The organism is Streptomyces sp. NPDC002793 (genome assembly GCF_040295485.1).
GTDB lineage: Bacteria > Actinomycetota > Actinomycetes > Streptomycetales > Streptomycetaceae > Streptomyces.
Window position 1 is genome coordinate 26424 of sequence record NZ_JBEOVL010000054.1, and the last position, 18400, is coordinate 44823.

The following is an 18400-nucleotide window of genomic DNA, read 5'->3' on the forward strand; positions in this document are numbered from 1 at the left end:
GATCCGGAAGCAGACTGCGGGACTGAAGGGACGCGGATCCCGAGAAAGGCGTCGGACGCGGTCAGTCTTCTCGCTCGATCCCCGGAAAGGATGCATGGTTCGGACATCGCCGACCGAATGCCCCACCGTGGCCCGGGTGGGACGAGTTCCCGGCCAGCAGACCGGGCCGGGCAGCACCTGCCCCGCTCAGTCGGCGAGTGCGACCTCCGGCAGGGCTGTTTTCCCGACTCAAGAGCGTCGGCACTACGCGCACCAGGTCCGTTGCAGGTGGCGGGCGGATGTCCTCCGGCCGATGTCATTCTTCCGTAAGACGCAACCCCCTGGGCCCGGTGCCTTGGTGGTGACTACGTTTCCGATGCAATCGCGTTCTTGCGCTCAGGCCCCAGCGTGCACTTGCACACGTGTGGCCGGGACGCGACGTGTCTGCGAGTCAGCCCCCGAACCCGTGTTCTGAGGAGCCCCCAATGCGCAGGTATGCGGTCGAGTTCATCGGCACCTTCTTTCTCGTCCTCACGGTGGGCACGGTAGTGCTCTCCAAGGCTCCGTTAGCCCCGTTGGCCGTCGGAGCGATCCTGATGGTCATGGTCTATGCCGGAGGCCACGTCTCCGGCGCGCACTACAACCCCGCGGTCACCCTCGCCGTACTCCTTCGCGGCCGGATCAGTGGAGCGACCGCGGCGGGGTACGTCTGCGCCCAGTCGCTGGCCGCCCTGGCAGCCGGACCGCTCGCCCGGTGGGCCGTGTCGGCCGATGCCGTGCAGCCCTTGTCGTTCTCCGGCCGCGCGCTGGCCGCCGCACTGGTGGTCGAAGCGCTTTTCGCCTTCGGACTGGCCTATGTCGTCCTGAACGTGGCGACCAGCTCGAGTCACCCCGACAACTCGTTCTACGGTCTCGCCATCGGCTTCACCGTACTGGCGGGCGCGGTCACGGTGGGCGGGATTTCAGGGGCCGTGTTCAACCCCGCTGTGGCGCTCGGCGGAGCCATGGCGGGCCTGTTCGACTGGTCCGCTCTCTGGATCTATCTGCTCGCCAACCTCCTCGGCGGGGCGGCGGCAGGTATGGGCTTCCGCGCTCTCCACCCTCACGACGTGGCCCTTCTCAACACGGCCGACGACAGCGCGGACTCCCGGGCGCTCGCCGTACAGCCGGCACAGTGACTGTGGCCTTCCGTTCGGCGGGAGTGGCTTCGTTCACTTGTAATAGCAGCGTTTGTCCAGCACTTTGGGCAGCAGAGGGTCGGGCCTTGACCCCGAATCCTGGACACGGGTTAAGCGGCTTGTGTCAGCGTTAGTTGGTGTGCGGTGGAGGGCGTTCTCGAAGGCGATCGGTGATCGTTGCCCGAGGCGGAAGTGTCGGCGGCGGGTGTTGTAGCGGTGGAGCCATCGGAAGGCGTCGAGTCGGGCCTCGCGCTCGGTCGGCCAGCTCTTTCGTCCTTGCAGGGTCTCGCGTTTGAAGGTCGCGTTGAAGGACTCGGCGAGTGCGTTGTCCACACTGGACCCGACCGCGCTCATGCTCCGCCGCACCCCTGCTGACCTGCAGGCTTCGACGAAAATCCTGCTGGTGTACTGAGCACCGTGGTCGGTGTGCATGATCGATCCGGCGAGACTGCCGCGGGTGCGGATCGCCGCGGCCAAGGCGTCGGTGACGAGGTCCGCGCGCATGTGCTCGGCGATCGCCCAGCCGGCCAGACGGCGCGAGGCGAGGTCGATGACGGTCGCCAGGTAGCAGAACTTCCCGCCCTCGACGGGCATGTAGGTGATGTCGCCGACGTACTTCGTGTTCGGCCTGTCCGCGGTGAAGTCGCGGCCGATCAGGTCCGGGGCCTTGGCCCCGGCCGGGTCGGCGACGGTGGTGCGGTGCCGGCGGCGCAACCGGACCCCTTCGATCCCGGACGCCCGCACCATCCTGGCGACCCGCTTGTGGTTGACCGCGACACCGTTCTCCTCGCGGAGCTCGGCGGTGATCCTCGGGGCCCCGTAAGCGCCGTCCGACTCGTGGTGCACGGCCCGTATCCGGGCGGTCAGCTTCGCGTCGGCCACCTGCCGGGCGGCCCGGTCCACGGCCGTCCGCCGCCAGTAGTAGAAGCTCGAGCGGCTGACGCCGAGGATGCTGCACAGCCGCTTCACGCCGTAACGGCGCTGGAGGTCGGCGACACACTGGAAGCGGTTCAGAGGACCCGTAATTTAACTACTGCTTGAGTTGATCTCATCGTGGTGCTCGATCAGGCGCTTCAAGGCTTCGAGCGTGCGGGGAGGGTGGGGCATGTGGAAGACGAGGACTCTGGCGAGCTCGGGTCCGGCGAAGGCCAGCATCGGTTTGGACCTCCCAGCGTGGTAGCTCAGCACGTTACGCTTGCGGCCCATCAGTTCGGCCGCGAGAGTCAAGGTGACGGTGTTGCGTCTGCGGAGCACGGCGCCCAGGACACGGTGGCGGTGATCGAGGGTGCCGAAACCGGGGTTGCGGCCGCGACCGTCCCTGTCTGCGCTCTGGCGTTCGGCTTCGGTCAGGAGCAGTTGGCACGGTTCGAGCTGGAGTACGAGCTGCTCGAAGTGTTCTCGGGTCATGCCAGTGAGTGCGGGGTGGGTGAGGAGGAAGGTGGCCCCGGCCGGGATCGGAGGGCCCGACTCGGCCCGTGAATCTTCCGGAGACTGCTGGCCAGGGTCCTGCGGGGCGATGGTGTAATTCCACTCACCATGGAACTCATCGCGTTCGACGCGTCGCTCGGCGCTCTGGCGTTCGGCTCGGGTGAGCACGCGCCCGGTGGGGTATGCGTTCTCGTCCAGCACGGCCTGGACGGTCAGTCCGGTGCTGGTGCGAGTGGCCGAGATGGTCTCCAGCAGTACCTCGTAGCTGGTCAGCGGCTGCCCGCGCAGGCTGTGGGTGATCCGGGAGAGCAGACGATGTTCCACTTTGTTCCATTTTGAAGTACCTGGTGGGAAGTGCATGACGGTGATACTCAGCCCGGACTCGTCGGCGAAGTCGGCCAGGCCCATTTTGAACAGGCGGGAGTCCGCCGAGTTGGCCCCTCCGGCATCGGCGGTGACGAGCAAGCGATCGGTGCTGGGATGATCGAGGCGCCCTTGGACCTTCCACCAGCGGCGCAGGGACTCCACCGCGAAGGCAGCGGTGTTGCGGTCGGTGCCCACATTCACCCAGCCGCTGTCGCGGCCCAGGTCGTAGATGCCGTATGGAATGGCGAACGGGGTGTCGGGGCGGAAGAAGTCGTGATCCGGAGCGGTGATCGGTTGCCCTTTGGGGCGGTAGGTGCGGCCGGGGCGTGCGAAGCAGCCGATCGGTTCCTTCTGCTTCGCATCCACACTCACCACCGGCAGGCCCTGCGACAGGAAACGTTCGGCAGCGGTGTTGATGTGACGGAACTGGGCGTCTCGGTCGGGCACCTGACTGCCGGCCCGCCTCTTGGCCATGCCCTGCAGACTGAAGCCCATAGCACGCAGCAGACCACCGACTACCGGGGCACTGACCGGATGACCAGCAACGGTCAATTCCTGGGACAAGTCCCGCAGCGAGGCGGTGGTCCAGCGCAACGGGGACACTGGATCACCCACCGCACGCGGCTCGATCAGCAACTCGAGAGCCGCCAGCAGACCAGGGTCGCGCTCGGCAGCGGACTTGCGCCCGCCGCCCGGTCTGCGAATCCGCCCCAACACTGTTGCTCCAAGCGGCAGCCACCTCACCACCACACGGCACGGAAGCCGGCGTATTCACCGTGCTCTCCTCGGCCAGCGCCGACACGAGCTCCTCACGCCCCACCCGGGCCCGCTCGACTCGCTCCCGCGCGGCATCCACCTCCGCCTGAGCCTGCTCCAGGACCTCCGTCCAGGACTCCAGGTCCTGCCTCGCCCGCGCCTCACGTCGTTCCATCAACCCCAGCACCCACGGCATCACGACCTCCTCGATCCACAACAAGCCGCCCGCTGCCTGCCCCTACCCCCTCGCGATCATGCCCCGCACATGAAGAAGCCCCTGCTCATCGAACAGGGACTCCCTTTGCCACAACGCACTCAGCAAACCAGCAACACACCAGGCCAGCCGCCTCACCGAACACCAACAAACCTCCCACCCAGCGTTATGAAGGAACTGGAGGCGATACGGGCCCTGCTGGCGCCGGTTGCCCGGCTTGAGGACAAGACGGTCGGGCTGACCGCCCTGCACGCAGAGGTCACCCAGAGCCGCCTGAAGATCATGGAGGCCGTCCAGATAGGCGTCACCGGACTGCGCGAGGAGAACCGCGAGGTACGCCGCCGCCAGGACCGGATGATCAGCGACCTCAGCGAAACCCGGAGTGAGCTCCGCCAGCTGCTGGAACTCGCCGACACCCTCCGCTCCCTCGGGGAACTCCAGAGGCCGGCCGACGAACCCGACACCGGCGACCAACACCGGTGGAGCCTGCGGCCCCGGAGCCCAGCCTTGAGCCCGGCCACGAGCCCGCCGCCTCCGCAACGGCACCGCCCAGCTCATCCGACACCGACTCCCAGGGGGGAGCCATGGAGAGCAACCAGGAGCAGCCGCCACAGCCGGAACCTGAGCGCCAGAACCGGGACCAGGACGACGCTCTCAAGCATGCGATCCAGGCCGCCTACCAGGGCAACGGCACGCCCGCAGCGCCCTCTTCCGCCCTTGCGCCGACCGGCGGCGAAGATCCGCGGGTCGACCACGGTGTCCTGCTGCTCAAGGCCGCCGGGGTGGCCTCCGTAGACCTCATCGCGCACCGCGACACCTGGGAGTGGCTCACCGCCCTGGCCGTCGACCACGACCACTTCCGCACCCCGCCCTCGGTCGAGGACGTCAAGGAAGGGCGCGTCCAGACCGTCCTGTCCGGCCGCTCCCTCATCGGCCTGCTCATCAAGCTGTGGGAGACGCGCTCCGCCGCCACCCCACTGGAAGCGGACTGGGCGCTCGCCATGACCGCCTACAACCGCATCGCCGCCGAGCTCACCGCCCTCGACGGAGAAGGCCAGACGATCCGCATCGTCCTGGACGACGGACTCCCCCACGAGATCGGCGACTGACACCACCCCGCACCACGGTCGGCGGCTGTCCGTACCGGCCGCCGCTCGCCGTGGCACGGCAAGATGCCCTCACCGCGATCGGTGAGGGCCTCCTGCTGTTCAGAGTGCGGGGGTGAAGCCCCAGACGGGCTCCAGTTCCTGACGGTCTGCGAAAGCTGCGGTAGGTGTCATGGCGCACCGGCACCGACAGCCTCGGCGTGACGCCAACAGTGGTACCAGCGCGGCAAGTTGTCTTTCCAGCGGTAGCGGTGGATCGTGGTATGGCATCCGGACGGGAAGGGAGCAGCGCCATGGCCGCGGAGTTTCGGAGTGACGTCCTGGGGGCCTCGCAGGTGCGGATATTCTCGGTTAACGGCGACGTGGCCGGGGCCGGATTTCTGATTGCCGCGGACCTGGTGTGCACCTGTGCACACGTCGTCGAAGAGGCCCTGGATCTCCCGGCGCCCATGGGCGAGGCCCCCAGCGGGTCGGTGAGTCTCGACTTCCCGCTCCTGTCCACCCGGCCCTCCGCGCGGGCAAGCGTGGTCTCCTGGCGTCACGGGCGAGCCGATGTCGCGCTGCTGCGGCTCGACCGGCCCGTCGAGGGGGCAAGGCCGGTGGGGCTCGTCGACGGCACCGGAGTCTGGGAGCACCCGTTCCGTGCGTTCGGTCACCCGGACGGTGCGGATCACGGAGTCTGGGTGCGTGGCACTCTGCGCGCCGGCATGGCTGCGGGGCTCCTGCAGATGGAGGCGCACCTGCCCGGGCCCCGTGTCACGGAAGGGTTCAGCGGATCCCCGGTGTGGGACGGCGCCCAGGGCGGGGTCGTCGGCATGACCGTGGCCGCTCACCGAGGGGAGAGCACTGCCTATTTGCTGCCGTCGGCCGATCTGATCGATGAGCACATCATGCCGACGTGTTGCCCATTCCGGGGGCTGGAGCCCTTCACCGAGAAACAGTCGCAGTTCTTCCACGGTCGTGACGCCGACACCACCCGGATGCTGGAGGCTCTTGAACAGAGGCCAGTGGTGCTGGTGGTCGGGCCCTCGGGGTGTGGGAAGTCCTCCCTGATGAGTGCCGGGGTGCTGCCCCGGCTACGGGACCAGGGCGTCAGGGTGTCCGAGTTGCGTCCTGTCCCGGATGCCAGGGCGACCTCCGTTCTCGCCCACGTGCTGACCGATGTCCTGGAACCGGGGCTCGACGAGATCGAACGCCTCGTCAGGACCGAGGAACTGGCCTGGCTCCTCGCCGACGGCCCGGACGTCCTCGTGGCGCTGCGGGGACGGATTCTGGCCCGCGGCCCGAGTGCCGGGCACGTGCTCTTCGTGGACCAGTTCGAGGAGTACGCACGTGCCGTGCCCGCCGAGGCGTGCGAGCTGTTCCACATGCTTTCCGGCCTTGCCGGCCGACGGGGTGCGACAGCCCTGCGGGTTGTCGCCACGGCACGTCCCGACTCCCTCGACGCGCTGGTGACGGTCGGTACGTCCGACGCTGTCAGCGAGGCCGTGCGATTTCTCGCACCGCTGAGCGACGACGACTTGAAGCGCGCGGTGACTGCTCCCGTCGATGCCGTGCCGGGGCTGTGGTTCGAGCCGGGACTGCCCGAGAGAATCGTCGCGGACGCGGGTGACGAGCCCGGGCGGATGCCTCTGGTCCAGTTCGCTCTGACCGAGCTGTGGCACCAGCGCAGCAATTCGATGCTCACCCATGCCGCCTATGACGCGTTCAAGGGCATCGCGGGGGCCCTGGCCGGACACGCGGACAGTGTCTACTCCCAGTTAGAACGGAAGCAGCAGGAGCTTGCTCCCAGATTGTTCGCGCAGCTGGCCCGGCCGGGTGACGGCGACACCTTCGTCCGCAGGCCCGCCCGCACCACCGATCTCGCTCCGGAACTCCTTGAACTCGCCCGCGAGCTGACCCGGTCATCGCGGAGACTCCTCGTCCTCTCGCAAGCCGCAGGGGAATCAGGACAGGAGGAGATCGTCGACCTGGCGCACGAAGCACTGATCGGATTCTGGCCGCTCCTTCGGACCTGGCTGGTGGAGTCCCGGGACTTCCGCGCCTGGCAAGAGGAGTTACGCGCCGATGCTGAGCGCTGGCGGGCGCGGAAGAGCGATCCCACGCGTCTGCTCAGCGGCACGGACCTGGCCGAGGCGGACCTCAAGCTCAAGGGACACAGCCAGGACGTCTCCGCGGAGGAGCACGCCTACATCCAGTCGAGCCGCCGCCATTCCCGGCGCAGGACCCTCGTGCGCAGGGGCGCAGTGGGAGCGCTTGTCGCGCTCACGGTGCTCTCCGTCGTTCTGGCACTCTTTACCTGGAGCGGCCTGCAGAGCGCCGAACGGCAGCTCCGCTTCCAGGCGGCGGGCCTCCTCGCCCAGGCATCCGAGGCGCGCCCCCCGGACGATCCCGCCACGGCACTGCAACTCGCGCTGGCTGCCTACAACGCCCGGCCGACCGCCACGACACGCCAGGCCCTGCTGAACCAATACGTCCGCGGACAGCACCTGCTGGCCAGTCACCCCTCAGTCTGGAAGGGACGTGCCACGAGCATGAGGTCCACCCCGGACGGCCGCGTACTGGTGGTCACCTCGATGCGGAGCAGCGACAGCCCCCGGTTCACCGTGGTCACCAGCGCCCTGAGCGGCACGCCGCGCGCACGGGAGCTCAGTGGCGTACCCAAGGGGCTGGTGCACGAACAGGCTCTGAGCCCCGACGGCCGCTTCTTCGCCGCCTCGAGCTCGTCCGATGCCGTGCTCCTGTGGCGACTGGATGGCTCCTCCCGCCCCGAGTCGCTGTCCGTGATCCACCCGGCGGCCGGAACGATCAACGGCACCCTGGACTTCAGCAGCGACAGCAAGCGACTCCTGCTGACCGCAAAACCCTCCGGCCGCTGCTCCCCCCTTCCCAAGTGCCCGCCCCCGTTCGCCGAGGCATGGGAGACCAAATCGGGCGCCCCCATCCGCGTACCCGACGGGCTCGTCCCCGAGAGAGGGGCGCAGGAGGCAGCTTTCACCTCCGACCCGGATTCCGTCGCGACCATCAGCTCCCCCGACCCGGGCCACAAGCGCCTCGAGATCAGAGACCTCCGCACCTCCCGGCTGCGATACACCGCCACCGTCAAGAACAACTTGGTCTCGAGCTTCAGACTGGCGGCCGGTGGTGAGCTCCTCATCGGCCTGAACGGTGACAACGCGTACGCGCGGCCCCTGGGAACCGCCCCCGGCCGTCGCACCGAACTGCTCGACGTCCGCTGGGGCGCGGACAGCACTCAGCGCTTCCACGTGTCGTCGAGCGTATCCTCGAGCGGCACCGACGAGGGACTCTACGACGAGAGCATCCTGACCGACCTCGGGACCGGGCAGACCCACATCGCCCGCGTTCCCAGCGCCCGCGATACGGATCTCTCCGACGCGGGCCTCGCGGTGGTGCCCCCGCGACGACGGCGGGACGGCGGTCCTGGTACCGCTCGGCACAGCGCTCATGGTCGTGCGTGCCGAGCGCTATGACCGCAAGCAGTTCCCCGCCACGCACGGCGACGCGGCCACCAGCATGTCCCCGGACGGGCGCTTCATGGCCATCGCGGACCAGCGCAGCCTGCAGGTCGTCGGCACGTCCGGCGCCCGGCGGCAGTCCGTGCCACTCCCGTTCATCGACGACGCGCCGTCCTGGACGCTTTCCTGGACCGCAGATTCACGACGGGTCGTGGTATGGAGCAGGGGTGGCAACCTGCTCGCCGCGTACCCGGCAGGAAGCCTGAAGGACAAGGTGCCTCTCGACGGTGCGCTGCCCGGGGCGAAGGCGGCGGAGAAGGAAGAATACGACCAGGGAGGTGAGGTGGAGGAAGTCGCCGCCCTGGGCGGCAGCCAGATCGCCCTGCTGACGCTCGACGGACGCCTCGCCCGGGTCGACACAGCCAATGGGGCCCTGCTGACGAGGCCGGTCCCGGCCCACCCAGATCCCGACCGGTCCGGCATGGGCACCCTCGACGACATATTCACCGAGGGCCGACTCGTCCCCCGGCCGCACCACCCCGGGCAGGTCGTGGCGGTGACCAGGCGCGGCGCCGCGTTCGGCGACATCGTGTTGTGGGACCTTCGCACGCCCCGGCACATCAGGACCATGACGGGGCTCCCAATCTCAGCGCCGTTCATCAGCAGCGACGACCCGTCACCCGGCCCTCTCGCCTTCGACGAGCGCGGTACCCGTCTGGCCGTCCAGACCAGCGGCAGGAAGGTCCGGGTGTGGGACGTCGACCGGGGCAAGGCCCTGCCCGGCAGCGCGACCAGCTCCACGGACGGGTACATGATCGGCGTCGGTGCCGGGGACCGGGTCCTCACCTACAAGGGAGGCCGGGTGACGATCCACGACCTGACCGACGCCGAGAACTCCGCCTCATTGAACGTCCCCGAAGGAGCGGTGGCCTCCGTGCAGGGGAACCGTCTGGAGGTACTCATCGGAGGGGTGAAGGAGTCCTTCACCTTGCGGCGCAGGACCTTCGACCTGCGTCCCGAGGCCCAGTTCCGCGCCCTGTGCAAAGTCGCGGCCCGCGACTACACCCCCGCCGAGCGTGAACTCCTGCCGGACGGAACCCCGGAACAGCCTCCCTGCACCTGACCTGGAGGCACGAGAAGATCCCGCGACCGAGTCCGGCAACACCACTGTCCGGCCGGGGTCCTTCCCGCAGAATGATCCGCATGACCGATTCACAGGATTTCGCTCTCTCGGACGGAACCACAGTCCACTTCCTGATCCGGCCCGCGAAGAGTCCCTCCTCCGACGCGGAGCAGGGGGCACCGGACGGCATCGGCCAGCTCGTTCCGGTCTCCAGGCGAGGGCGAGCGGCCGCCGCCGTCGCCGCCTTGCGTACCACGCTGCAACCCCTCGGCTCGCTGGTCCAGGACGTGCACGACGCGATCACCACAGGGGCGACCCCGCCCGCGGAAGTATCCGTCACCTTTGGCGTTCAGCTCGGGCACGACCTCAAACTGGGCATCGTCAGTGGCAGCGGACAGGCGCACTTGACGGTCACCGCCACCTGGAAGGCGGAACAGAACCAGGAATCCGGAGCCTGACAGCACCAGCGGCGGGCCTCGGTCATGCTGCCACCGACAAGTCGGAGCCCCATGACGGCCATCTGCCCCCAGGTTCGTGCAACTGGCCTCGATCGCAGGACAGCTACACGAGCCTGGGGACCACGAATAGTCGCATCCTTTCGATCACCCGAATGGGGTGTGCGATCAACCTGAGCTGGGAATCGGTGCAGGTCCGGGGGCCGGGTTCTTGGAGGGTGCGGTCTGCTACAGGTCGAACTCGAGGTGCTCGATGTCGGTGAACCGGACCTCGTCCAGGGAGCCGGCGCGGCGGCCGCCGTCCTGGAAGTAGACCTCTTGAGCGCTTCGGCCGCGATCTCCTGGAGGCGGGCGTCGGACGCACTCTGCTCCTGGGCGTCGAAGAGGCGGGCTGCGTGGACCGGCGGGAGGGCGATGGTCAGGTGGCGGATGCGGTCCTGGTGGGTGGAGCCGATCGGGGCGGTGTAGCCGAGGCGGGCGCGGGTGTCGATGATGATGCCGCCCGTGGACGTCGCCTTCTCTTTGGCTATCTGCGGCTGCCACCGGTCCTTCACCTCACGGTCCAGGCGTTTGGCGACGTCGGGGCGGGGCTTCTTGATCTGGTCCTTCACGTACCGCTCGACGGTGCGCGCGCATTCACCTGGGGACACGTACGACAGCTTCAGTCCGCGACACGCGCGTTCACCTGCAATCTGGCCGCGCACACGGGCCTGGTCCCGAAGGTGACGAAGTGGGGTTCGTGGACATCGACTCCAAGGTCAAGCAGGTCTACGGCCCGGCCAAGCAGGGCGCCTCCTTCGGCTATGAACCTCGGAGAACCCGCCACCGGAACGGTCATCCGGAAAACCGGCCTGCCCCGCACACGCGAAAGCACCCGAAACCCAAGATCAGAATTCACTCGGCGGATCGAGGCTCAGTAATGTCGTCCGAGCCATCGCCGCCCTCGAACTCGCCACCTGATCAAGATGAAAAAGATTCTGGCACGAAGACGGCACATCGCAGGTCCAGGCCCAGCCGTCCTCAACGCAAGGCCGCATAGGCGACATACCGAATATGGGGGCGATAACCCGAAAGGTTACATCTTGACTTTTCAATATCAACTTGATAAATTCACATTTCGCTTTGTTCGTTTACGCAAAGACCAGGATGGGAATATCCGTGCATTCACGATCCCTCACCCTTGGACTCGCCTCCGCCGCCTTCGTAGGCGCCATGCTCTCCGCGCCGGGAGCCTCAGCCGCCGACAACGGGGCGTCCGACGAAGCTTGGCCCCCCGGCAACTGCCCGCAGGGCAAGGTCTGCGTCTGGGCCCACTGGGCTTTCCCTGAGCCTGCGCCCGTGGAGACCCCATCAGTGGCCGTCGCCGAGGAGTGGTCCGGGGACGCCCCCGCACTCACCTACTACAACCACACGTCCAGCAACGCAGACCTGAAGTACTACTACATTTGGCCGGACGGGTCGAAGTCGACGTTCACGCTGTGCGTTCCCAGTAACTCCGGAAACATCTTCTACCTACCCGTGAACGTCACCGCAGTCACGTGGCACAACGGTTCCTGCTGAATCTCAGAGGGCATTTGATGTAGGCGAAAAGTCAGTTATGACCTAATTATGCTGACCACGACGCCGAAGGCCTCGCTGGAATCGCGACCAGGGGCCTTCGGCGTTGGGCAGGTCAGACCGGGTGGGCGGGGGAGAGCCGGTACAGTCCGCCCCTCCCCTTCATTTTTTGGAGTCCCGGTGAAGTCTGCAGAATCTTATCTGCGATCTGCTCCTGGGCACACACACTGTCGGGGAACCGCGGGGCTGGTTCTCCGTCGTACAAGGTGAGCGAGTCCCAGTCGTCCGGATCGGAGATACCGCGCCGGTCAACGATCACCGCACGGGTTGGCACGTCAAGTGCCACCGAGGCCGCGATGACCGCAGACTCCACGTGCTCCACCTCTTCGGGGTGAAGGCCGTCCAGAAAGAAAGTCTGGATCTCGCAGCCGAGGGGCTCGTAGGCGTATGCGTCCGTCACATTGGTGTCCGCGGAGAACCACCAGTTGATCGTCAAAGGCGCGATGCGCAGACCGAGTAGCCGGCTGAGCTCCTCTTGGCGCATGAGGACGGCGTCACCTTCGACGTTGAGCACCGTCGCCGCGCCCATGACCGGATGCGCGAGCGCGATGCCATGCTCCTTGAACACCTTGGCCTGCTCGTCGAGAACCGAGACGGCTGCCGTTTCCCGGTACCACCGGATGAATGCGTCAGCCACGGCTAACAGCTCGGCAGTGTGAAGATGTGTACATTTTCTTCCCCGAATGCCTTCTTGGCCTGCTTCACAGCACTATCCGGCGTATTGTCGGCCAAATAGTAAATAGCCTTTACGCCAGCTTGGTCGGCTGCGTATTTGGATATCTTGAGACGCTGTCCGAAGTCGGCCGGGTTTTTGGCTTTGGCTGCTCCACCCACGAAGATATACTCGCCGTTGGGGCCGTAGACGTCAAGGCCGCTAGCTCCCACGTTCGGCATGTGGATCTTGACATCCTGCCCCTTCTCATCCTTGGCGAGTACGCCTCCCACCAACTTCGCGATGTACTGCTCGCGGGTGAGACCCAGATCCTCGGCGGCTGCTGCGGAAGTGGACAGTTCTTCCGCGCCAACTGCCGGACGCATCGAAGCGAGCGACGGCGAGCTTTCCTTCTTGTCGGTCACGCAGGCGGGAAGTTTGTTCCACGCTTTCTCAATGACTTCCTCGCTCTTTTCGACCAGTTTCTTGGCTTTGGCCGACTTCTCGAGAAAGTCATTTATTCCCATTATCGCCTTGGTGATCTGCGGGATCTTTCCAGCGATTTTTATTGCTTTTCCGGCGGGTAGGACGGAGACAATCGCCCACAGGCAGGTTGGAATGTCCGGGTCATCGATGCACGCCATGATGTCCTCGGCGATCAGCTCCACCAAGAGCTCGGCACCGTTCTCCAGCAGGTAGTCGAGAAGATCCTTCCCCGAGAGAGCGAGCGCCGCCTCGTACTGCTCTACGGTGATGCCGGCGTCTTCGAGGGCTTTGCGTTGGGCTTCCTCGGCGTCCGTTACGAGGCTTTCGCTCCCCTCTTTGCTTCCGGCGGCCTGCTCCTGCTCCTTGCGCTCCTGCTCGCGTTGGTACGCCTCAGCTCTCTTCGCCGCTTCGTCCGCTTCACGCGCGCTGGTGCCCGCGTTCTTAGCCGCGGTCTCTGCGGCCTTGGCGTGTTCTTCCGCGGACGTGGCGAGTTCGGCTGCGCCGATGGCGTCCTTCTCCGCCTGTGCTGCGGCGCTCTGCGCCGCGCCTGCTTCCTTCTCCGCCAAGGAGGCGGCGCTGTTGGCGGCCGCGGCCTGGTTTTCCGCTTCGGAAGCCGCGCTCCGTGCCCGCTCCGCCGCTGCCTCTGCCTGCGTGGCCGCGGTGCGTGCGGCCGACGCGTCCGCAGCGGCGGCGTCGGCCGCCCGGCGAGCCAGTCTGGCGTCGGCCTGGGCTTGGGCGTCGGCCTCATCGGCCCGTGCCGCGGAAGCTCTGGCCAGGGCACCGTCCTCTGCGGCCTGGGCAGCGGACTTCATGGCAGCGACCGAAGAACGCGCCGCGGCGGCAGACGAGCGCGCTGCCGCCGCGGCTGCCGCGTACGCCGGAGCCACCTGCGCGTTTGCCCGCTCCGCCGCCTCCTGGGCCGCATCGGCGGCCTTGAGCGCATCGGCGGCATTGGCCTCCGCTGCCGCGACCTGCTGCGCGCCCAGCTCGAGTGCGGACCGGGCCACTGCGGCGGCGAAATCGGCGAGAACGTCCTCACCGGTGAAGGGAGCCGTCATCGTGATGGCGGTATCGGCCGGGGCAGCGATCCCTGCCGCTGTGAAGCGGGCCGCCGTAGCAGCCTGCACAGCGATTGCGGCCTGGACCTGCGCCGTCGCTGCCTCGTTGGCGGCTCCGTCGGCCTCCGCCCGGGTGTTGCCGGCGGCTTGGAGAGACTGGCTGGCTCTGATCGCGGCCAGCCCTGCCAGCCGGGCTGTCTCATGCGCGGCGATCCCCGCCCGGGCTTCCTGCGCAGTGGCCTCGGACGCCTTCGCATGCGCCCGCTGCGTCGCGGCGCGTGTCGCGGCCGCTTCGGACTCGGCCTTGTTCGCCGCCGCGTTCGCAGCGAAAGCAGCGGCCTCGGCCTTGTTCGCGGCCGCGTTAGCACGTGAAGCGTGCGCTGTGGCCTCAGCCGCTGCCGCCCGTGCCCGCGCTGCCGCTCCCGTCGCCTCGATGGCCGCTGCCCGGGACCGCGTCGCTGCGCCGGAGGCCGCATCCGCAGCGCTTCGGGCTGCGACAGCCGCTGTCCCGGCCGCGTTCGCGGCGGCCCGCGCCTCATCGGCGGCCGCCCGCGCCGCCGCGGCGTCGCTGGTGCCGCGTGCCGCGGCGGCCAGCGCCTCGGCGGCCTGAGCTCTCGCTTCCTCCGCCTTGTGCAGGCGTTCCGCCGTGTAGGCCTTGTTCCTCGCCTGGGCGGCCTTGGACTCCTCGCCCCGCGCCCGCTCGCTCGCTTCGGCCGCGTTGCCTTCCTGGGTCTGCGCCAGCGCGCGCTTCTCAGCGGCGGTGGTAGCGGCGGCCTGTGCCTCGGCCCGTTTCAGTGAGGCGGTACGTCCCTCGCTCTGCGCACGCGCGTTGGCTGCGGTCGCGATCGCCTGCTCCTGCTCGGCTCGCACACTCGCGGCGTCGGCGAGGTCACGCTCGCGTTCGGCAATCTCGCGCTGTTCGGCTGCGACCTTCGCCTGCTGCTGAGCCTCGATCCGGGCGCTCTTCGTCTTCGCCGCGTGGTCCCAGGCTTCCTGCTCCGCCTTCTCCGTGTCTATTCGAGCCTGCTTGGCCTTAGCGGCTGCATCTGCGGCGACCGCGGCCTGTTTGGCCGCTGCGGTTGCCAGCAGAGCAGCCGCCTTCGCGTGCGCCTCCGCATTGGCCCGCCACTTGATGGCCTGCTGCTCGTGCAACTCGGCCTGGTTCTGTGCATTCAGTCCCGCGGCGTTCGCCGCACTCGCGTCCACCGCGTGCTGCGCGGTCCGGGCGGCTCCGACCGCCGCCTCCACCGCCGCCGCGGTGCCCGCCGCGACCTCCGACCACTGAGTACCGTGCGGCAACCCCGTCTCCACCAACACGTCGGCCTGCGCCTTGGCCAGCCCGGCGGCCACCTGCGCCTGCTTGGCGGCCAACTCCGCGTTCCCGACCTGCCGGGCGACCTCGGTCTTGACCTGCCCGTAGTCAGACAGACGCTTCCCAGCCCGGTCGGCAGCGAGCATCCGATCGGCCTCCCGCGAAGCCGCACCCGCCGCATTCATCGCGTTGGAAGCGATTTTCAGCGCCTTCATGGCATCGCCGTGCGCGGCGATCAGCTTGGTGCGCGCGCCCGCCGCGCGGGCCGCGTTCTCAGCCAGCTTCCTCAGCCGCTCGGCAGCCTCCAGCGCCTCCTTCTGTGCCGCCTCATGAGCAGCCCGGTCAGCGGCGTCCTTGTCAGCGGCAACCAGGTACCCCGTCTTCAGGAACTCCTCGATCACGTCGTCGTCACCGCTGGCCAGCGCCGCCTGCGCGGCGCGCTTCACCTCCGGGCCACCGACCGCGGCAAGCATCTGCACCCGCTTGCGGTTCTCAGTCGCCCGCTGCTGCTCGTTCTGCTCGGTGGCCGCGTCCCGCTGCCGGGCGATCTCCGCACCGAACGCCAGGAAGTCGGCTCGGTCCCGCGCTGAACCCGCCAGCACACGCTGGACCTCGGCGTTGAAAAACGAGCCGCCCGTACCCCGCAGTGCCTCGATCCGGCTCCGATTGGCCACATCGGTGTTGTTCTTCTTATCCAGCGCACGCTGCCGTGCTTCCGCCTCGCCGTACTCCAGGAAGTACCGGATGGCACTTGGGTCGGTGCTCGCCAGTGCTGCCTTGGCAGCCTCGCGAACCTCCTCCTCCTCGTCGAACTCCGCGAAGTCCTCAACCAACTGGCGGTCCAGATCCGCACCGGACTGTTCCAGCGTGGTCCGCACCGGTTCCGTGGGAGGTGGTGTCTGGTGTCGCAGAGCGGACAGCAGCCGGAGCGCAGCCGCCTTGTCAGAGAAAGAAGACGGCTCGGCGGCGGCCTGCCCCGCCAGACCGCACATCAGCGCCACGGCGATCAGCACGGATACCGCCGTGCGCGTCCAGCCTCGCATACCTGTGGCACCGGCCCTCGGCCGTAATCTGCCTGTCACGGGAAAACCCCTCGGTCGGGAGAAGCACGAGCCCCTGCCGCCGACGGTGGCGGCAGGGGAAAATCGGTGGGGCGCGCACACGGAAGACGGGACAGGAGGACGGCGGGCACACCTGGTCTGCCGCGTGTCTTCCCTTCCACCCAGAGCCCGCTGCCGTCGGCCACTTCGGACGCATCCCTTTGGCCCGCGCCCTCACCCCGACTCCGCACACCGGCGGGCCTGACAGATGCTCACCACGGCAGTGCCGGACCGCCTCCCCTGCTGTCGCTGAAGGAGACGGGCCGGCACTGCGGCACGGGCAGGGCCACCCAGTTCCGGCCAACGGGGCTTCGAAGGCCGAACCCAGCAGCTGCGGCACCGTCGTCACGTCACGGTGGGACCGGATGTCGGACGCGGGCCGCGGGATGCGCCCCGCGCGCATGCTGGACCGTCTCGGGGCGGCCCGTAGAGCGAGCGCGTGGGGTACAGGTCAGGAGGCGAGAGGAGAGGTGATCCGCCAAGTGGCCATCGAGCGAACGGCGGTGGACCCAGTTACGAGAACGAACATCCAGCTCTCGTGCGCGTAGATGTCACCTGTCGTGGGTGACAGCCAGCGCTCCTTCGAACCGATGGTTTGAGTGAATGCCACTCCCGTTAGGGGGCCATAAGGAGGCTCACCGGCACACCAGGTGGCACTCTGACGAAACGTCGTGCTCCGGTCATCTGCGGCGATTTGCACGCGGAGCCCGAACTTATCGGTCTCCGTCGAGCCTGACTTCAGGTAGTAGCCGGGCTTGCGTGCCGACTCGAAGGAGTAGCAACCCGGCTTGCTGGCGAGGGCGGGCACGACGACCCAGGTAGCGTCCTCACGGTCGGCCTGTGTGCTGCCGGTCGTCAGGTCGTCGAGGGTCGCCTTGCCGCCGTCCGCAGCGGACTGACGCAGGTATCCGGCGGGGCCGACGGTGTTCGCCTTGATGGACTGCCTCTTGAGCCGGTACTGGGTGTCTTCCTTGAGGAAGTTCGCGACATCGTTGTCGTTGCCGGCCAGTGCCTTCTTGGCCCCTGCCGCCAGGTTGGGGTTGACGCCGCTGTTCTCCGCGGCGGCCTGGATCTGCAGGGCGAGCTTACGGTTGGCTTCGGCGAGCTTCGCTTGCCGGGCGGCGTCGTCGCGCTTGTACGCCGCTTCGGCACCGGTGTGGATGTACTCCTTCCAGTCGGCTGCGTCCGTGCTGAGGGCGGCACGCTGGCCTTCGGCGTAGAGCTCGGTGCCGAGCAGGTCGGCAGGAGCACTGCGAAGCAGTTCCCGGATGAAGTTGTCGGAGCTGAGGTTGAGCATGGCCTCCGTGGGCGCCATGCGGAACAACGCGGCGGTGCTCGTACGGGCGGCCAACTCCGCGCGCCGCTCGGCCTCCTTGCGGTCCTGCTCCTCGAGCTCAGCGAGTTCGTTGGCCACGTCGCGTTTGTGAGCCTCGCGGGCGCCGTTGATGATGAACTCTCGCCAGTCCGCCTCCTCCCCTACCAGTGCCAGTAGGGCCGCAGACCGGACCTCAGGGCCGGAGGCAGCGTGCTTCGCGATCGCGCGGACGAAGTTGTCGTCGCTGAGTGCAAGAAGCTCTGGAGCGCCCGGGATGCCTATTGCCAGGAGCGCCTGGGATTTGGCGTAGCGGGCAGCCCGTTCGGCTTCAGCCTTATCCCGTTCACGCTGCTGGTCGAGCTGGTGGGCCTCATGGATCCCGGTGACGATGAACTGGACATGGTCCTCGGGGAGGGTGCTGCCCATCGCCTGTTCAGCAGCGGTACGGACGGAGTCCAGCACCTCACCCGCGTCCCGGGCCTTCTGCCAGATGGCGTGGATGAAGTCGTAGTCGCTGAGCAGGAGCACATCAGGGGTCGGGTCGAGTCGGACCGCTGCGGCGGCCTCGACGCGCTGGACGTCGGTAGTTCCGATTCCGGCGGCTTGCGCCACCGCTTCGGAAGACGCTGCGACTGCGGCGCCCGGTGCGACCGCACCGGTGACGGCGGCCAATGCCGTCACAGTGAGCCTTTTCCAACCTCATGTTGAGGCGTGGTGGAGGACGAGGACTGCCTTCACGATGTCGGTGATCCGGTTCGTGCTGCAGCGGAGCTTCCGCA

General features: G+C 67.8%; 10 protein-coding genes and 3 pseudogenes. 6 read left to right on the forward strand and 7 right to left on the reverse strand.

Annotation, left to right across the window (positions count from 1 at the left end; all coding sequences use genetic code 11):
• Positions 1-464 precede the first annotated feature (464 nt).
• The gene (locus tag ABT001_RS31965; protein ID WP_351284794.1) at positions 465-1157 is read left to right on the forward strand and encodes an MIP/aquaporin family protein; all 693 of its coding nucleotides are present in this window, start codon (positions 465-467) and stop codon (positions 1155-1157) included.
• Between the two features lie 156 nt (positions 1158-1313).
• On the opposite strand, the pseudogene ABT001_RS31970 reads toward ABT001_RS31965, so the two are convergent.
• The 3 genes and pseudogenes from ABT001_RS31970 to ABT001_RS31980 all read right to left on the reverse strand — a co-directional run.
• A pseudogene (locus ABT001_RS31970) lies at positions 1314-2171 on the reverse strand (IS3 family transposase); the annotation flags it as partial.
• Between the two features lie 12 nt (positions 2172-2183).
• Positions 2184-3677 (reverse strand): annotated as a pseudogene (locus ABT001_RS31975) (ISAzo13 family transposase); the annotation flags it as partial.
• Between the two features lie 268 nt (positions 3678-3945).
• Entirely contained in the window at positions 3946-4398 is a 453-nt protein-coding gene (locus ABT001_RS31980) for a hypothetical protein (RefSeq protein WP_351284798.1), read from the reverse strand.
• Between the two features lie 107 nt (positions 4399-4505).
• Between ABT001_RS31980 and ABT001_RS31985 the strand changes: the two genes are divergently transcribed.
• The 4 genes from ABT001_RS31985 (at position 4506) to ABT001_RS32000 (ending at position 10084) form a co-directional block, all read left to right on the forward strand.
• A complete protein-coding gene (locus ABT001_RS31985; RefSeq protein WP_351284799.1) occupies positions 4506-5030 on the forward strand; it encodes a hypothetical protein in 525 nt (174 codons plus the stop codon).
• Positions 5031-5320: 290 nt separating this feature from the next.
• Positions 5321-8518: an nSTAND1 domain-containing NTPase gene (locus tag ABT001_RS31990; RefSeq protein WP_351284800.1), complete on the forward strand. Its 3198-nt coding sequence runs from the start codon at positions 5321-5323 to the stop codon at positions 8516-8518.
• Positions 8493-9626 carry a WD40 repeat domain-containing protein gene (locus tag ABT001_RS31995; RefSeq protein WP_351284802.1) on the forward strand — a complete coding sequence of 378 codons (1134 nt, stop codon included), beginning with the start codon at positions 8493-8495 and terminating at the stop codon, positions 9624-9626. Before ABT001_RS31990 ends, ABT001_RS31995 begins: the two co-directional genes overlap by 26 nt.
• 80 nt (positions 9627-9706) lie before the next feature.
• The gene (locus ABT001_RS32000; RefSeq protein WP_351284804.1) at positions 9707-10084 is read left to right on the forward strand and encodes a CU044_2847 family protein; all 378 of its coding nucleotides are present in this window, start codon (positions 9707-9709) and stop codon (positions 10082-10084) included.
• A gap of 225 nt (positions 10085-10309) precedes the next feature.
• Here ABT001_RS32000 and tpg read toward each other — a convergent pair.
• Positions 10310-10710: pseudogene (gene tpg / locus ABT001_RS32005) on the reverse strand (telomere-protecting terminal protein Tpg); the annotation flags it as partial.
• 709 nt (positions 10711-11419) lie between these two features.
• Between tpg and ABT001_RS32010 the strand changes: the two are divergent.
• On the forward strand, positions 11420-11641 hold the full coding sequence (locus ABT001_RS32010) for a hypothetical protein (protein WP_351284805.1): 222 nt from the start codon (positions 11420-11422) through the stop codon (positions 11639-11641).
• Between the two features lie 112 nt (positions 11642-11753).
• On the opposite strand, the gene ABT001_RS32015 is transcribed toward ABT001_RS32010, so the two are convergent.
• The 3 genes from ABT001_RS32015 to ABT001_RS32025 form a co-directional block, all read right to left on the reverse strand.
• Complete coding sequence (locus ABT001_RS32015) at positions 11754-12335, reverse strand: hypothetical protein (protein ID WP_351284806.1); 582 nt, start codon at positions 12333-12335, stop codon at positions 11754-11756.
• 2 nt (positions 12336-12337) lie between these two features.
• Positions 12338-16219, reverse strand: a complete 3882-nt coding sequence (locus ABT001_RS32020; protein WP_351284808.1) for an ALF repeat-containing protein — start codon at positions 16217-16219, stop codon at positions 12338-12340.
• A 538-nt stretch (positions 16220-16757) separates the two neighbouring features.
• A complete protein-coding gene (locus ABT001_RS32025; RefSeq protein WP_351284810.1) occupies positions 16758-18302 on the reverse strand; it encodes an AbfB domain-containing protein in 1545 nt (514 codons plus the stop codon).
• Positions 18303-18400 lie beyond the last annotated feature (98 nt).

Bases quoted from the DNA above. Each gene is read 5' to 3' on its own strand.
- ABT001_RS31965 (WP_351284794.1), top strand. From the start codon at position 465: ATGCGCAGGTATGCGGTCGAGTTCATCGGCACCTTCTTTCTCGTCCTC.
- ABT001_RS31985 (WP_351284799.1), top strand. From the start codon at position 4,506: ATGGAGAGCAACCAGGAGCAGCCGCCACAGCCGGAACCTGAGCGCCAG.
- ABT001_RS31990 (WP_351284800.1), top strand. From the start codon at position 5,321: ATGGCCGCGGAGTTTCGGAGTGACGTCCTGGGGGCCTCGCAGGTGCGG.
- ABT001_RS31995 (WP_351284802.1), top strand. From the start codon at position 8,493: ATGGTCGTGCGTGCCGAGCGCTATGACCGCAAGCAGTTCCCCGCCACG.
- ABT001_RS32000 (WP_351284804.1), top strand. From the start codon at position 9,707: ATGACCGATTCACAGGATTTCGCTCTCTCGGACGGAACCACAGTCCAC.